Origin of the sequence: Caballeronia zhejiangensis (genome assembly GCF_000698575.1) — a bacterium.
Lineage (GTDB): Bacteria > Pseudomonadota > Gammaproteobacteria > Burkholderiales > Burkholderiaceae > Caballeronia > Caballeronia zhejiangensis.
In genome coordinates this window covers 124,733-140,032 of sequence record NZ_JFHD01000017.1, presented here as the reverse complement: position 1 = coordinate 140,032, position 15,300 = coordinate 124,733, and the positions used below count along the sequence as shown (strand labels likewise).

At 64.1% G+C, this 15,300-nt stretch carries 14 protein-coding genes; 7 read left to right on the top strand and 7 right to left on the bottom strand.

The window, feature by feature from the left end:
• Nucleotides 1-10: 10 nt before the first annotated feature.
• On the bottom strand, nucleotides 11-301 hold the full coding sequence (locus tag BG60_RS21355) for a hypothetical protein (protein WP_008342521.1): 291 nt from the start codon (nucleotides 299-301) through the stop codon (nucleotides 11-13).
• A gap of 97 nt (nucleotides 302-398) precedes the next feature.
• Here BG60_RS21355 and BG60_RS21350 point away from each other — a divergent pair, with 97 nt between their 5' ends.
• Complete coding sequence (locus BG60_RS21350; protein WP_034472777.1) at nucleotides 399-857, top strand: hypothetical protein; 459 nt, start codon at nucleotides 399-401, stop codon at nucleotides 855-857.
• A gap of 11 nt (nucleotides 858-868) precedes the next feature.
• Here the strand turns inward: BG60_RS21350 and BG60_RS21345 are convergent, their stop codons facing one another.
• Nucleotides 869-2,290, bottom strand: a complete 1,422-nt coding sequence (locus tag BG60_RS21345) for a hypothetical protein (protein WP_241484875.1) — start codon at nucleotides 2,288-2,290, stop codon at nucleotides 869-871.
• A 536-nt stretch (nucleotides 2,291-2,826) separates the two neighbouring features.
• Here BG60_RS21345 and BG60_RS21340 point away from each other — a divergent pair.
• The gene (locus tag BG60_RS21340; protein ID WP_008342514.1) at nucleotides 2,827-3,522 is read left to right on the top strand and encodes a dienelactone hydrolase family protein; all 696 of its coding nucleotides are present in this window, start codon (nucleotides 2,827-2,829) and stop codon (nucleotides 3,520-3,522) included.
• Nucleotides 3,523-3,566: 44 nt separating this feature from the next.
• Here BG60_RS21340 and BG60_RS21335 read toward each other — a convergent pair whose 3' ends face one another.
• From BG60_RS21335 to BG60_RS21315, 5 genes are read right to left on the bottom strand one after another with little or no spacing between them, the layout of a single operon-like run.
• A complete protein-coding gene (locus tag BG60_RS21335; protein ID WP_033537192.1) occupies nucleotides 3,567-4,676 on the bottom strand; it encodes an MraY family glycosyltransferase in 1,110 nt (369 codons plus the stop codon).
• Between the two features lie 58 nt (nucleotides 4,677-4,734).
• Entirely contained in the window at nucleotides 4,735-5,769 is a 1,035-nt protein-coding gene (gene galE / locus BG60_RS21330) for a UDP-glucose 4-epimerase GalE (protein WP_034472825.1), read from the bottom strand.
• Nucleotides 5,770-5,794: 25 nt separating this feature from the next.
• A complete protein-coding gene (locus tag BG60_RS21325) occupies nucleotides 5,795-6,934 on the bottom strand; it encodes a glycosyltransferase family 4 protein (RefSeq protein WP_034472774.1) in 1,140 nt (379 codons plus the stop codon).
• A 19-nt stretch (nucleotides 6,935-6,953) separates the two neighbouring features.
• Entirely contained in the window at nucleotides 6,954-7,760 is an 807-nt protein-coding gene (locus BG60_RS21320; RefSeq protein ID WP_034472772.1) for a glycosyltransferase, read from the bottom strand.
• Nucleotides 7,757-9,019, bottom strand: a complete 1,263-nt coding sequence (locus tag BG60_RS21315; RefSeq protein WP_034472769.1) for an oligosaccharide flippase family protein — start codon at nucleotides 9,017-9,019, stop codon at nucleotides 7,757-7,759. The genes BG60_RS21320 and BG60_RS21315 overlap by 4 nt, the downstream gene beginning before the upstream one ends.
• Before the next feature lie 452 nt (nucleotides 9,020-9,471).
• Here BG60_RS21315 and BG60_RS21310 point away from each other — a divergent pair, with 452 nt between their 5' ends.
• From BG60_RS21310 to BG60_RS21290, 5 genes are all read left to right on the top strand, one after another.
• The gene (locus tag BG60_RS21310; RefSeq protein WP_034472767.1) at nucleotides 9,472-10,872 is read left to right on the top strand and encodes a phosphomannomutase/phosphoglucomutase; all 1,401 of its coding nucleotides are present in this window, start codon (nucleotides 9,472-9,474) and stop codon (nucleotides 10,870-10,872) included.
• Between the two features lie 148 nt (nucleotides 10,873-11,020).
• Nucleotides 11,021-12,016 carry a lipopolysaccharide heptosyltransferase I gene (waaC, locus tag BG60_RS21305; RefSeq protein ID WP_034472764.1) on the top strand — a complete coding sequence of 332 codons (996 nt, stop codon included), beginning with the start codon at nucleotides 11,021-11,023 and terminating at the stop codon, nucleotides 12,014-12,016.
• A gap of 47 nt (nucleotides 12,017-12,063) precedes the next feature.
• Complete coding sequence (locus BG60_RS21300) at nucleotides 12,064-12,948, top strand: Kdo hydroxylase KdoO (RefSeq protein WP_034472762.1); 885 nt, start codon at nucleotides 12,064-12,066, stop codon at nucleotides 12,946-12,948.
• 44 nt (nucleotides 12,949-12,992) lie between these two features.
• Nucleotides 12,993-14,315: a lipid IV(A) 3-deoxy-D-manno-octulosonic acid transferase gene (gene waaA, locus BG60_RS21295; RefSeq protein ID WP_034472822.1), complete on the top strand. Its 1,323-nt coding sequence runs from the start codon at nucleotides 12,993-12,995 to the stop codon at nucleotides 14,313-14,315.
• A gap of 165 nt (nucleotides 14,316-14,480) precedes the next feature.
• Entirely contained in the window at nucleotides 14,481-15,284 is an 804-nt protein-coding gene (locus BG60_RS21290) for an FkbM family methyltransferase (RefSeq protein WP_034472761.1), read from the top strand.
• The last annotated feature ends 16 nt before the right edge of the window (nucleotides 15,285-15,300 follow it).

Genomic DNA, 15,300 nt, shown 5'->3' with positions numbered 1-15,300 from the left:
TCTTCTCAGTTCAATACGGCGACTTGTAGATGTCGCGCGCACGCGCGGCATTCGACGCCGGCGCCTTCAGACCCGAAGGCGCCGGATAAAGCGTCGCCGCCGCGCTTCGCGGCATCATCATCGCTTTTGCGTCGGCCTTGCGCGTGCCCGGACGCAGCCGCGCGCCGCCCGCCGGATTGCCCACATAGCCGTTCTGTTGCGCGAGCAGCGCGTCCATCGACGGGGTATCGGCCGAATCGCCCGCATACGCGAACGACGGCGCGAAGGCCGCGATGGCCAGCCACAAAAGCGCGTGTTTCATGTGTCTCCTCCTGATCGCGCGATACCGCACGCAAATGGTTGCCGAAAGCGGGCGTCGTTATAATCGCCGTCCGACCTGATTCTTTGGCTTTCCGTCCGTGAAAAAGCTCATCGCTCTCGCAGTCGCTTCGATCGTCCTCACCGCGTGCTCGTCCGTCGAGAAGGAGCAGACGAAGGAACGCACGTTCCTGCTCTCGCAGCAATCGCTCGATACGGCGCAACGCAATGCGACCGTCGCATGCCGCGACGCCGCACAGTGCGATGCGGCCTGGAAGCTCACGAAGACTTACGTCGAGCAGAATTCGAAGGAACGCCTGACACGCGCCGACAATGCCGCGATCGAAACCGACGTGCCTTCGGACACCGGCAAGCCGGTGTTCTCGGCGACGCGCGTCCCGAACGGCGACGGCGCGACGATCTCGCTCTTCGCGCAATGCAAGGGCATGTTCGAGGACGAGCGCGCGCGAGGCTCGGATTTCGACGACTGCGCGACGAAGATCATCTCCGTTCAAAACGGCTTCGCGCCTTATCTGCGGGCACATCTGCGCGCGCAGTGAGCGGACGGATCTTACTGCGCGGGCAGCGAACCTGACGCGCGCGGCGGATTCGCCGGACGTATCTCCGTGAGCGGCCCGTCTTGCGGATGCATGTCGGGCGGCGCGCCGTAAAAAGGCGCGCTTTGCTGCGGCGTGCGACCGGCCGCTTCGGCGGCGCGCGCGTGGATGCCATGCGCGATGCGCGCATACGACGCGACGACGAGACCCAGCGCGACACCGAACATCAGCCCCGGAAAACGCTGGCCGAGCGGATTACCGCCGATCGACGTCGCGGGCAGCGCAGCGAGCACGAAGAGCGCACGGCCGAGCACCGGCAGCCAGGGCGCATCGGGCGTGCTGTGCCGCCATGCGCGATACGCCCGCGAACCGCGCCAGAGCGCCCACAGAATGGCGATCGGCAGCGCGAGCCCGAACAGCACGCCGCCTGCGAAGAACTGATAGACCCAGAAGTCGCGGCCGGCCGACCATTTTTTGAAGGCGTAGAAGTCCTGCTCGCTGATGTCGCCGGCAAGATCCGGCAGATACGACGGCGCGTAGCGATAGTCGTGTCCGTAGCCCATGCCGACGATCGTCGACATCGCCGACGACGTAGTCTGATCGACCTGATCCTTCATTTCCGCGAGACGCGCGATCAGCACCGGATCGCGTGCGGGCGGCGCATCCTGCACGAGCGAGAGACGCTTCATCCACGGGGCTCCGATCGTCGGAAAGAACGTGGCCGTCGCGGTGGCCATCGCGATCAGCAGCGTCAGGATCGTGGCCGCGCGCAAACCGGCGGCGAAGAACGCGCGCAGCGAAGGCGCGGCGAGCCACGTCGCATAAGCGATCAGCAGCACGGTGCCGACCAGGAGGCCCGGCGTGCCGAACAGAATCTCGATGACGATCGTCGCGAGAAAAAACAGCCCGGCCAGCTTCCCGATGCGCTGCGCGAAGACGATTTCGTGCAGCAACAGCCCTTGCAGGCAAAGGAACGTGACCGGGACGACGCGAATGCTCAAGGTGTCGATGCCGCCAGGCATCGCCATGCCGAAACCGCCGCCGAACACGAGCGATGCGATCATCGACCAGACCATCGCGCGTTCGATCTGCGCAAGACGCTGCGCATCCCACGGACGGCAGCCTACGAAATAGCCGAGCAGCATCAAGAGGAACGGCAGCACGACGCGCGCGTAGTTGCCGGCGTCGTTGCCTTGCAGCCATTGGGTTGCGACGCTGCCGAAGATCGTGAGCAGAAAGAGCGCGCTGACGAACCCGCGCATGCGCGAGCGGCGCGCGAAGCGCGGCGCGATGAGCAGCATCGCGCAGGCGGCGCCCATCGATGTCACGGTGAGCAGAACATCGATGGCCTTGCTGGCCGTCTCGACGCTTCGTAAGTCGAACGCGAGCGGAAGCAGGCAAAGCCAGATCCAGACGACGGCGAACTTGTTGCGCATGACGGCCCCGGCACCCCTATTTTTTGCGTCGAATATAGCAGCGGCTCTTGTCGTGCGCGGTTGCGGCGGCGTCTTGCGACTAGTCTTCGGCGCGAAACGACGGATGCGCGTGTGCGCCGGACCACGCTTCATCGGACGCTTCGAATCGATGTCCGCAAAGCACGGCATTCTGGCGGATCGCCGCCGTTCGATGGACCGAAGATGCAATGGCCGGAAGCGGTCCGATCCGGCTTGAGACCACTCAATATGCGCGATGTGCGTGCTACACGCCGGAACGAGGTGCCCCGCGATGCCGGGGAAGCAGGCCCACGAGGACGCGCGGTTCCGGCCGCGCGAGCCACTCGATAACAATCGACCCTCGCAGAAGGGAAATGGCATGGGCGGTTCGGCGCGACACGCATGCAAGGCCCCGATCGATCGATACGCTCGATTCATCCGGGGACTCGCGATCATCGCCGAGATGAGTGGTCCGCTTCGAGCGCGGCGCGGGAAAGTTTGGATATGATGGGCTCGCTTCATCATCCAGGAGACTTCCCATGTCCGAGACGCTCAGCATCTCCATCCCCGATGGCAATTTCGACGCTTACGTCGCATATCCCGCGCAAACGACCGCGCCGGCCGTGATCGTGATTCAGGAAATTTTCGGCATCAACGCCGACATGCGCGAAACCTGTGACGAATACGCGCGCCAGGGATACGTCGCGCTATGCCCCGATCTCTTCTGGCGGCTGGAGCCGAACGTCGAGCTCACCGATCGCACCGAAGCCGAATGGCAGCAGGCGCTCAAGTACTACAACGCATTCGACGTGAACACGGGCGTCGAGGACATCGCGGCGACGATCGGTTTCGCGCGCGGACTCTCACAAGTGCAGGGCAAGATCGGCTCGGTCGGCTTTTGTCTCGGCGGCTTGCTCTCGTTCCTGACGGCGGCGCGCACGGATGTCGACGCATCGGTTTCGTACTACGGCGGCGGCACGGATCAATACCTCGCCGAACTGCCGAAGATCAAGGTGCCGCTCATGCTGCATCTCGCGGAAGAGGACGAGTTCATTCCCGCCGATGCGCGCAACCGCGTGCTGGCGGCGGTGAAGGGGCAGCCGAATGTCGAGGTGTACACGTATCCCGGCTGTCATCACGCGTTCGCGCGCAATCAGGGCGCGCATTACGACGCGGCGGCCGCGCAACTCGCCAACGGCCGCACCGCGGATTTCTTCGCAAAGCACCTGAAATAAGGCTTCGAATGAAAAACGCCGCCTGGAACTCAGGCGGCGTCGCTTCATTTCTTCACCGTGTGCGGCCGGCGAAACACGAGCCAGCGCGGTGATTTGAAGCGCACGATGCTCATGTAGAGCCACACGTAGGTTGCCGCGAACACGACGACGAAGCAGAACAGATGCACCGTATGCCGCCAGAAGAGCGTCGCGGGAATCACGGCGACGAGACACAGCAGCCACAGATACGGCGACGTCAGCGAATTGCGCCGCGTCAGCTCATGCGCGTTCTTCACGCCGACGGCCCAGCGCATCAGACGCTTGTAGACGAGCATATGCAGATGCACGCCGTCCGGAATGCCCGGCGAAATGCCGCGAATGAACTTCTTGCGATAGATCGAGAAGCACGTCTCGAAGATCGGATACATGAAGAGCAGCACCGGATACCACGCGGAGACATCGCGGTTGCGCATCACGAGCATGATCGAGAGTTCGCCCAGCATGAAGCCGACGAAGTACGCGCCGCCGTCGCCGAGAAAGATCAGCCCGGCGGGGAAGTTCCAGATGAAGAAGCCCATCACCGCGCCCATCATGATGAGCGAACCGGAAAGCACGATCGGATCGTGCACCTGGAACGCCACATAGGCGAGCGAGGCGAACATCATGAAGCTGACCATCGATGCGAGGCCGTTGAAGCCGTCGATGATGTTCACCGCGTTGGCGAGCGCCGCGACGGCGAGCACCGTCACCGCGCATGAAATGACCGCGTAGGACAACAGGAAATCGAGCGGCGGCACGCTGATGCGCGTGACCGCGATGTTCAGGAACGCATAGGCGAGGCCCGCGGCGGCCATCGTGCAGACGAGGCGCGCGAGCGGCGAGACGCGCTTGGTCAGGTCTTCGATCAGCCCGGAGAGAAACGCCGGCAAGCCGCACGCGACGATGCCGAGAATGCCGCCCGATACGGCCGGATAGCCCCATCGCAACTGCACGGCCGATGCCGTGAGCCCGCAGATGATGCCCACGCCGCCGATGCGCGGAACGGGCCGCGCGTGAAACTTCTGCACGCCGGCGAGATCGGTGTCGCCGAGCACGCCTTCCTGCAGGTGTGCGAAGCGCACGATCAACAAGGTCACGAAGAGCGAGACCAGAAAAGCAAGCGCGAAACTGAGCATGAAATAGAACCGATGGAAAAAAGCGGCGCCGCGCGCAAAGCGCAGCGCCTCGACGCTTTTAAGCGAACCCTTGCGGATTCTGCGACTGCCAGCGCCAGTGATCCGCGCACATGCGTTCGATGCCATGCTCCGCGCGCCAGCCGATCAGTTCCGCCGCGGCGGCCGGATCGGCGTAGCAGGCGGCGATATCGCCCGGACGGCGCGGCACGAGCTCATACGGAACCGGCTTGCCCGACGCCGCCTCGAACGCCTTCACGACATCGAGCACGCTATAGCCTTGCCCGGTGCCGAGATTCACGACGAAGCTGCGGTCGAGCTTCTTGAGCGCATCGATGGCCGCGATATGCCCGCGCGCCAGATCCACGACGTGGATGTAATCGCGCACGCCGGTGCCGTCGTGCGTATCGTAATCGCTGCCGAACACGCGCAGTTGCGCGAGCTTGCCGACGGCCACTTGCGCCACATACGGCATCAGGTTGTTCGGAATGCCCGCCGGATCTTCGCCGATCAAACCGCTCTCGTGCGCGCCGACCGGATTGAAATAGCGCAGCGTCGCGATGCGCCACGACGGATCGGACACTTCGAGATCGCGCAGGATCTGCTCGGCGATGAGCTTGCTCTGGCCGTAGGGGTTCGTCGCGGAAAGCGGAAACGATTCGTCGATCGGCACGCTCTTCGGCACGCCATATACCGTCGCGGACGAGCTGAACACGAAGTTGCGCACGCCGCGCGCTTTCATGACCTTGAGCACCGCGAGCAGGCTGCCGATGTTGTTCTCGTAGTACTCGATGGGCTTCGCGACCGATTCGCCCACGGCCTTCAACGCTGCGAAGTGGATCGCGCCGGTGATCGCGTGCGCGTCGAAGATGCGGTTGAGCGCGGCTTCGTCGCGGGCATCGGCTTCATAAAACGTGACGCTCTTGCCCGTGATGCGCTCGACGCGCTTCAACGACTCCGCGCGACTGTTGACGAGATTGTCGATGACCACGACGCCATAGTCCGCGTCGAGTAGTTCGACGCACGTATGCGAACCGATGAAGCCCGCGCCGCCGGTGACGAGAATCGTGCCCTTCGTCGGCTGATTGCCATTCATCTTGTGCTCTCCCGATTGCATGAAATCAAAGTGAAATGCCGGTAATGGCATGTATTGTGCCCTTGTAGCGTTCGACGACATTTTTTTCGTCGAATTCGCTCGCGACCTTTTCGCGGCCGCGCCGCGCCATGGCGGCGCGCTCGTCGGCGGAGAGCGTCAGCATGCGCTCGAGCGCTTCGGTCAGGCTGTCGGCGCTTTTGACCTCGCAGAGCAGGCCGTTCACGCCGTCCTCGACCACTTCGCGGCAGCCGGGAACGTCGGTGGCGACGATCGGGCGGCCCATCGCCGATGCCTCCATCAGCGTGCGCGGCACGCCTTCGCGATACGAAGGCAGCACGACGCAATCCGCCGCGGCGACGAGCGGCCGCACGTCGTTCGCTTCGCCGAGATATTCGACGATATGCTCCGCTTCCCACTTTTCTACGTCGGTGCGGCTGATCGCGCTCGGATTGTCGACGCCGACCGGCCCGAGCAACTGAAAACGCGCGTGCGGAAACTTCGCGCGAATCCTGCGTGCGGCTTCGACATATTCCGCCACGCCTTTATCCCACAACAGACGGCCGATCAGGATGAACACGAAATCCTCGCGCGCGGGCAGCGGCTCGAACGCGAATTCGTCGAGATCGACGCCTTCGCCATGCAGACGCCGCGCGCGATCCGGATGCGCGAGCAGATTCTCGTGCAGGAAGGCTTCGTGATCGTCGCGATTGAGGAACCACACTTCGCGCGGAAAGCGGAACGCGAAACGGTACAGCCGCTTCGCGACCTGCGCCGTGCGGCTCTTCTGGATGAAGACGTAGCCGAGACCCGTCGTCACCGCGATCGACGGCACGCGCGCGAGCATCGCGGCAAGCGAGCCGTAGATGTTCGGCTTGATCGTATAGTGAAACACGATATGCGGACGCGTCGCACGATATTCGCGAAAGAGCGCGGCGAGCGTCCTGAGGTCATCGCGCGGATCGGTGCTTTTCGATGCGACCGGCAACTCGACGCAGCGGCAGCCCATTTCGGTGAGCGGCTCGAAGGTGCGGTCGCGCGGCGCGATGATCGTGACTTGCGCGCCGCGCGCGGTCAGCATGCGCAGCACGCCTTGCCGGTAGGTATAGATCGCCCACGCCGTGTTGCACACGAGGGCGATACGAAGCTTCGACTTTTCTTTCGTCATCCGGAAGTCAGGAATAGGTTCACGCGGCGGATGCGCGCTTCAGCAAGCGCGCCTTCAATCCACGCAACGCGCGATACGGCAAAACGAGATGCGCGATGCTCTTCGCGACGCCCGCCCAGTCGAGCGGATTGGTCACGCGCAAATGGCGCAGTTGCAGACGCAGCGTCGACATGATTTGCGCACGCCGTTTGGTCGCGCTGATGCCGCTTTCGTTCAGTTCGTAGAAGAGACCGAACTCCGGCAGATTCGCGCCGTCGTGCCGTTGTAGCAGACGCAGGATCAGATCGAGATCCTCGGCGGCGCGATACTGCGCGCGATAGTTGCCCGCTTCGATCACGGCGTCGATGCGCAGCATCAGCGACGGATGCGTGAAGCATGTGCGCGCGAGCATCATGCGGCGGATCGCGGCGGGATCGGCGGGCGGCGTGAGATCGAAGAGCGGCGCGCCATCGGTCGATACGACGTGCGTCCACATGCCGAGCACCGCGACGCGCGGATGCGCCTCCATATACGCGCGCTGCTTCGCGAGGCGAGCGGGCGTCGCGAGATCGCCTGCGTCGATGCGCGCCGCGTAACGGACGCCTCGCGCGTGCAGCGCCGCGATGCCCGCTTCGAGCGCGCGCTCGATGCCGCCGTTTTTCGGCATGCGCAGAATGTCGATGTTCATGCCGTCGATGACGGGCGCGACGATAGGCGGCGTGCTGCCATCGTCGACGATGAGCACGTTCACCATCGACGTTTCGCGTAACGACGCGAGCGTGCGTTCGACATCGGCCTGGCCGTTGAACGCGGGCATCAGCACGGCGACATCGTGGAGTTCGTTCATGCGCGCAGCCGAAAACGGATGTAGTAGAAATTCACCGATGCCGCCGCGACATAACCCGCCGCGAGTCCGATCAGCGCGCCGTAGCCTTCCATGCGCGGTATCGCGAACCAGTTCACCGCGAACGCGACCGCGAGCGCGAAAAGCCATTTCGACAGCAGCACATACTTCGCCTGATATTTCAGCACGACGAGATTGCCGATCGCTTCGATGCCCGCGGGCACCGAAAGCCACACGGCCCAGCGGAAGATGTCCGCCGCGCCCGCGTAATTCGGTCCGAACACGCGCGCGATGATGAAGCCCGCGAGCGCATCGAGGACGGCCGCGCCTGCGATCATCAGCGCGGCGGTCATCGCGAAGAGGCGCACGAGATTGCGCTTCAGGCGCGCGGTTTCCTGCACGCGATACACGAACGCCGGCGCGATGGTCTGCGAGAGCATCAGCGCGAGCGCGATCCAGTTCTCGTTCAACTGCTGCGCGGCGGAGTAAAGCCCGAGTTCCGCGAACGACACGCGATGCGCGAGCATCAGCCGGTCGAGCTTCAGGAACAGATACATGCAGATGAGCCCGAGCCAGAACACCGTGCCCGCGCTCGCGAAATGTCTGAACAGTGCGCGGTCGAAACGCCAGCCGAGCGTGCCGCCGTGACGGCGCACGTAGTACGCGACGAGCGCGGCGCTGATCGCCGCGGCTTCGAGCGCCCAGAGCCAGCCGAAGCTCGACGGCGCGGCCGCGATGCGCACGAGCGCGAAGACGAGCGCCGCCTTGACGATGGCCGCCGCCATGCTCGCGATGAGCTGCGGCTTGCTGTAGGTGAGGCTTTGCAGCCACGAATTGACGACGCCGATGAACGGCTCGCGAAAGAGCATCGTGACGGCGAGTCCGGCGAGCATCAGCCCGACCATCGGGTCCGTGCCGCCGGCGGCGATCCAGATCCACGTTACGCAGAGTGCGACGACCGACACGCCCATGCGCAGCACGAACGCGCTGCCGAGTACGGCGCCGGTATCGGCGGGCTTGCGGTTGACGATCGTCGGCACGAGAATCTCCGCGCCGCACACCCAGGTGATCGGCGCGATGACGAGCAGCAGCGTGTTCGCGTATTGCCATTTGCCGAAGTCGTCCGGGCCGAGGTAGCGCGCGAGCAAACCGGAGATGACGATGGCGACCGCGATCTGCGTGAGCCGCTCCAGCCCGAGCCAGACGATGTTGGCGAGCGCGCGGGCGACGTCCGGATTGCCGGAGCGCGTGAGCGCCTTCATGCGGTGAAGCGCTCGGCGTAATCGGGCACGGCGCGTGCTACCCAAGCCTGACCGCCTCGCGCAAACGAGCGATCGGTCAAGTTTTGTGTGTTTGCACGCAGACGCGCCTCATTCGAAGGCATCGAGGCGAAAGGGCGTTTGAGCATTGGATTAGAATGAACGCGCACGCTCCAACCGGCTTCGTCAGAGCGAGCGCAACCACCAGAGCGCCGAAAGACAGCGATTATAAGTGCGATCCGTGGGCCGCCCGCTGCGCCGGTTTTGCATCCATTTGCTTCGAATTGTTTCTTTCGTATTGGTTTACCAGACGCATAGGCAGAATTCGATACGTCATCTGGCAGTCGTTCGCGCGCGCTGTGCATTGCAGCGGCGCGCCAACCGTCACGACCTGCATGCCCTCATGGCTGCATCGCCGAGAAACCATCAATTAATAGAGAGGAGGTAGCCATCTCATGAGCCAAGTTTCCCAATCCATTTTCAAGGCCTACGACATTCGCGGGATCGTCGGCAAGACGGTCGACAAGGACGTCGCTAGGAGCATAGGCCAGTCGTTCGGCAGCGAGATCAAAAAGCAGGGCGGCGATTCGGTCGTGGTCGCGCGCGACGGTCGTCTCTCCGGTCCCGAACTCGTCGGCGCACTCTCGGATGGCCTGCGCGCGGCGGGCGTCGATGTCGTCGATATCGGCATGGTGCCGACTCCGGTCGGCTACTTCGCGGCGAGCGTGCCGCTGCCGTTGCCTTCGGGCGAGCGTCGCGTCGATTCGTGCATCGTCGTGACGGGCAGCCACAATCCGCCGGACTACAACGGCTTCAAGATGGTGCTGCGCGGCGCGGCCATCTACGGCGATCAGATCCAAGGCTTGTACAAGCGCATCGTCGATAACGACTTCACGACGGGCGAAGGCACGTACACCGAATTCGACGTGTCGCAGATGTATCTCGACCGCATCGTGTCGGACGTGAAGCCGGTGCGCGCGATGAAGATCGTCGTCGATACGGGCAACGGCGTCGCGGGCGGTCTCGCGCCGCGTCTTTTCAAGGCGCTCGGCTGCGAGCTGGTCGAACTCTTCACGGAGATCGACGGCAACTTCCCGAATCATCATCCGGATCCGGCGCATCCGGAGAATCTGCAGGACGTCATCAAGGCGCTCAAGGAAACGGACGCGGAAGTCGGCTTTGCGTTCGATGGCGATGGCGACCGTCTCGGCGTCGTCACGAAGGACGGGCAGGTCATCTATCCGGATCGCCAGTTGATGCTGTTCGCGCAGGAAGTGCTGTCGCGCAACAAGGGCGGCCAGATCATTTACGACGTGAAGTGCACGCGCAATCTCGCGAAGTGGGTGCGCGAGCAGGGCGGCGAGCCGGTCATGTGGAAGACCGGCCATTCGCTTGTGAAGGCGAAGCTGCGTGAAACGGGCGCGCCGCTCGCGGGCGAAATGAGCGGTCACGTGTTCTTCAAGGATCGCTGGTACGGCTTCGACGACGGTTTGTACACCGGCGCGCGTATGCTCGAAATCCTGTCGCGCGTGGCCGATCCGAGCAAGCTGCTCAACGATCTGCCGAATTCGCTTTCCACGCCTGAACTGCAATTGAAGTTGCAGGAGGGCGAGAATTTCGAGCTGATCGCGCGTCTGCAGAAATCGGCGAAGTTCACTGGCGCGGACGACGTGCTGACGATCGACGGTCTGCGTGTCGAGTACCCGGATGGGTTCGGGCTGGCGCGTTCGTCGAATACGACGCCGGTCGTCGTGATGCGTTTCGAAGCGGACAACGACGCGGCGCTGAAGCGCATTCAGGAAGATTTTCGTCGGGTGATTCTGGCGGAGAAGCCGGACGCGCAGTTGCCGTTTTAAGTATTGCGGGCGTCACTCGATGCCCGGTGAAAAGCGGCGCAATCGAATCGATTGCGCCGCTTTTTTTGCTTATCCGATGAACGCGCCGCGCTAAAATCCCCGTTTTCCTGCTCACCGCGCCGCGCCGTCCGCGCTTCTCCATCTCAGCGTGCAAAAGATCCTGATCGTCCGCGTGTCGTCGCTTGGCGACGTCGTCCACAACATGCCGGCCATCGCCGACATCCGCCGCCGCTATCCCGATGCGCAAATCGACTGGCTCGTCGAGGAAAGTTTCGCGAGTCTCGTCGAACTCGTACACGGCGTGCGCCGCGCGATTCCGTTTTCGCTCAGGCGCTGGCGCAAGGCGTTCACGTCGCCGGCGAACTGGCGCGAAATCGGCAAGTTCAAGCGCGAACTCGCCGCCGAAAAATACGATCTCGTCATCGACTGCCAGGGTCTCATCAAGACCGCGTGGGTCGCGAGCTGGGCGCGCGGGCCGCTCGTCGGCCTCGGCAATCGCACCGACGGCGCGGGCTACGAATGGCCGGTGCGCTTTTTCTACGACCGGCGCGTGCCGATCGAACCGCGCACGCACGTCGTCGAGCGCACGCGGCAACTCGTGGCGGCGGCGCTCGACCTGCCGAAGCCGCAAACGACCGACGACATCGACTTCGGCCTCGACACGCGACGCGCGACGCTCGCCGTCTCCGCGCTCGGGCTGAATCTTCCCGTGCCTTACGTCGTGTTCGTGCACGCCACCTCGCGCGCCGACAAGCAATGGCCCGAAGCCGCGTGGATCGAACTGGGCCAAGCGCTCGTGACGCGCGGTGCGTCGATCGTGCTGCCGTGGGGCAGCGAGGCCGAACGCGCAACGAGCGAAAAGCTCGCGAAGGAATTCGGCGCGGCCGCGATCGTGCCGCCGAAGATGTCGCTGCCCGCGGTCGTCGGGCTGATCGACGGTGCCGCGGCGACCGTCGGCGTCGATACCGGTTTGGTGCATATTGCCGCGGCGCTGAAGCGCCCGACCGTCGAGTTGTACAATTTCTCGACCGCATGGCGCACCGGCGGCTATTGGTCGCCGAACGTCGTCAATCTCGGCGACGCGAGCCGGCATCCGACGCTTTCCGAAGTGAAGACCGCGCTCGCGGGCTTCGGCCTGCTGTAGTTTTCACCGCGCTGCGCTGTGTGCGGGCAACTCAAGGTCGTAGACACATGACGGAATCTCAAATCATCGAAGTCGCCTCGGGCGATTGGCAAGGCAAGAACCTGTCCGTGCCGCGCGAGACGCTGCTCGCCGGCGTCGAAAACGGCAAAGTGCTGTATTTCCCCAACCTGCGCTTTCCGATCGAAGGCGGCGAGCTTTCGCTGCTCGATCCGGGCATCGCGGATCCGAAGCGCAAGAACATCAGCCTCGCGCCCAACGGCGGCGCGTTAAACGGCGTGCTCGGCGACAGCGTGATGCAGTCGGCGGTGCGCTCGCTCATCAAGCGCTATCAGGATCATGCGCGTTCGCTCGTCGACGGGCTCTTTCTCGAATACGACGGAAAGCTGCGCGTCGCGCCCACGAGCCTCAGGCTGCGTCAGGTCGAGACGCGCGAAACATCCTGGCGAAAGGACGATGCCCGTCTTCACGTCGATGCCTTCCCGTCGCGGCCAACGCACGGCGAGCGCATCTTGCGCGTGTTCACGAACATCAATCCGAAAGGCGCGCCGCGCGTGTGGCGCGTCGGCGAGCCGTTCGAGGACATGGCGAAGCGTTTCCTGCCCGGCATCAAGGCGCAGGCGCCCGGCTCGGCGTGGCTGATGAATCTGCTGCACATCACGAAGTCGCCGCGCAGCGAGTACGACCATCTGATGCTGCATCTGCATGATGCGATGAAAGCCGATCTCGACTATCAGAAAAATTCGCCGCAGGAGACGATGCCGTTTCCGCCCGGCTCGGTGTGGGTCTGCTTCTCCGATCACACCTCGCATGCGGTGATGTCCGGCCAGTTCATGATGGAGCAGACCTTCTTCCTGCCCGTCAAGGCGATGGCGCGCCCCGATCACGCGCCGCTCGGCATTCTCGAACGCCTGAAGGGCCGGGCGCTCGTTTGAGCGGCGCCGCCTCGTCCGCCGCTACGCCGGGCGCATCGGCTTCCGTGCTCCGGCTCGTCTATCGCGCGCTCTGGTGGCTCGTCGCGCCGCTCGCGGTGCTGCGGCTCTACATCCGTTCGCGAAAGGAGCGCGGTTATCGCGAGCATATCGGCGAGCGTTTCGGCCACATCGCGCCGCGCCGCGCCGACGATCTCGCGCCGCTCATCTGGGTGCACGCGGTGTCCGTGGGCGAGACGCGCGCGGCGCAGCCGCTCATCGACGCGCTGATGAAAGCGCATCCCGAAGCGCGCGTGCTGCTCACGCACATGACGCCGAGCGGCCGCGCCACCGGCGTCGAGCTTTTCGGCGACCGCGTGTTGCGCAGCTATCTTCCCTACGATCTGCCCATTCTCGTGCGGCGCTTTCTGCGCGCGTGGCGGCCGTCGCTCGGCATCGTGATGGAAACGGAAGTCTGGCCGACGCTCATCGACGAATGCAAACGCGCCGACGTGCCGCTCGTCTTGACGAACGCGCGCATGTCGGAACGTTCGTACCGGCGCGCGGCGAAGTTCGGGCGCGCGGTGCGCGAGGTGTTTGGCGGCTTTTCGCGTGTGCTCGCGCAGACGCCGTCCGATGCCGAGCGGCTCACCGCGCTCGGCGCGCGCAATGTCGCCGTGCTCGGCAATCTGAAGTTCGACATGACCGCGCCGCCCGAACTGATCGCGCGCGGTCACGCGTGGCGCGCGGCGATCGGCGAGCGGCCCGTGTGGGTCGCGGCGAGCACGCGCGAGGGCGAGGAAACGCTCGTGCTGCGCGCATTCTCGGCCCTCAACGTGCCCGATGCGTTGCTGATTCTCGTGCCGCGTCATCCGCAGCGTTTCGACGAAGTGTCCGCGCTGATCGCGAGTCTCGGGCTGACGAGCGCGCGCCGGTCGGTGTGGGCGCCGAAGCCCGTCGCGGCGGGCTCGGGCGCGGACGTGCCCGAGCCGTTGCCGGCGAGCGTGCAGGTCTTGCTCGGCGATTCGATGGGCGAGCTCGGCGCGTATTATGCGGCCGCGGATCTGGCGTTCATCGGCGGAAGTCTGTTGCCGCTCGGCGGGCAGAATCTGATCGAAGCATGCGCGGCAGGTGTGCCGGTGCTGATCGGCCCGCACACGTTCAACTTCACGCAGGCGACGAACGATGCGATCGCGGCGGGCGCGGCGTTGCGCGTGCAGGATCCGCAGGAACTCGCGCGCGGTCTGCGCGAGATCTTCGGCGACAAGGCGCGGCGTCTCGCGATGAGCGCGGCGGCTTCGGCGTTCGCGGCGCGGCATCGCGGCGCGACGGAGCGTACCGTGAGCGTGCTGAGCGCGCTGCTTGAAGAGGACAGCGAAGCGGCGAAGTGATCCGACGCGATCTCGCTGTTTCCTGCCGCCAACTGCGCTTTTCCTCAGATGAATCTTGCGAAGTAAGTTCGGAGGATAATGAACTTCCTCGAGCCGATCCTTTCGAACGCATAACAAGCGGCCGGGTGCCTGCGAACGTGCTTCCAATTTTCTTCGAGGACGCGCATGCAAGATCTCATCAAGTCCGTCGTCAAGGACATGTTGCCGCCAAGACTGTTGCGCCTGCTGCGGCCATCCCCAGGACCGACCGATGCATGGGGCACCGTCCGTTACGGCGCGCATGGCCTGATTCTTCCCGGCAATCGGCGCTTCGAATACCGGCCTTGTCCGGCGGATCGCTCGGTTTGTCGGCAGATCTTCTTTCTTCGCGAATACGCGACGGATCATCTCATGCGCGCGAAGGAAATCGCCGCGTTCTATGAGGCTTGCGAAAATCCGCTGATCGTCGATGCGGGCGCCAACATCGGCGCCGCCGCAGTGTGGCACGCGCTCACTTATCCGAAAGCGAAGATCGTCGCCATCGAGCCGGATATATCGAATTTCGCGCTGCTCAACAAGAATGCACAGGCGTTTCCGTCGATCAAACCGCTCAACGCCGCGATCGCGGCCAAGCGCGGCACGCTTTATCTGAACGATCCGGGCGGCGGCGAGTGGGCGTTTCGCACCGCGGAGCAGCCCACCGAGAAAGGCTATGCCGTCGATGCGCTCACGCTCGAAGACGTGATGCCGTCCGGCACGACGCCGTTCATCCTGAAGATCGATATCGAAGGCGCGGAGGCCGACCTGTTCTCGCGCCATTGCGATGCGCTGAACATGTTTCCGGTCATCATCATCGAGCTGCACGACTGGATGCTTCCCGGCGAATCGAACAGCCGCAACTTCCTGCAATGGCAAGTCGCGATGAAGCGCGACTTCGTGCAGGTCGGCGAGAACGCGGTCTCGATATCGAATTCGATCGCGCTGCCGTAACGCGTTGTCGTCACGC

Coding starts and splice junctions, on each gene's coding strand:
- BG60_RS21355 (WP_008342521.1), bottom strand. CDS start 301: ATGAAACACGCGCTTTTGTGGCTGGCCATCGCGGCCTTCGCGCCGTCG.
- BG60_RS21345 (WP_241484875.1), bottom strand. CDS start 2,290: ATGCGCAACAAGTTCGCCGTCGTCTGGATCTGGCTTTGCCTGCTTCCG.
- BG60_RS21340 (WP_008342514.1), top strand. CDS start 2,827: ATGTCCGAGACGCTCAGCATCTCCATCCCCGATGGCAATTTCGACGCT.
- BG60_RS21335 (WP_033537192.1), bottom strand. CDS start 4,676: ATGCTCAGTTTCGCGCTTGCTTTTCTGGTCTCGCTCTTCGTGACCTTG.
- galE (WP_034472825.1), bottom strand. CDS start 5,769: ATGAATGGCAATCAGCCGACGAAGGGCACGATTCTCGTCACCGGCGGC.
- BG60_RS21325 (WP_034472774.1), bottom strand. CDS start 6,934: ATGACGAAAGAAAAGTCGAAGCTTCGTATCGCCCTCGTGTGCAACACG.
- BG60_RS21320 (WP_034472772.1), bottom strand. CDS start 7,760: ATGAACGAACTCCACGATGTCGCCGTGCTGATGCCCGCGTTCAACGGC.
- BG60_RS21315 (WP_034472769.1), bottom strand. CDS start 9,019: ATGAAGGCGCTCACGCGCTCCGGCAATCCGGACGTCGCCCGCGCGCTC.
- BG60_RS21310 (WP_034472767.1), top strand. CDS start 9,472: ATGAGCCAAGTTTCCCAATCCATTTTCAAGGCCTACGACATTCGCGGG.
- BG60_RS21300 (WP_034472762.1), top strand. CDS start 12,064: ATGACGGAATCTCAAATCATCGAAGTCGCCTCGGGCGATTGGCAAGGC.
- BG60_RS21290 (WP_034472761.1), top strand. CDS start 14,481: ATGCAAGATCTCATCAAGTCCGTCGTCAAGGACATGTTGCCGCCAAGA.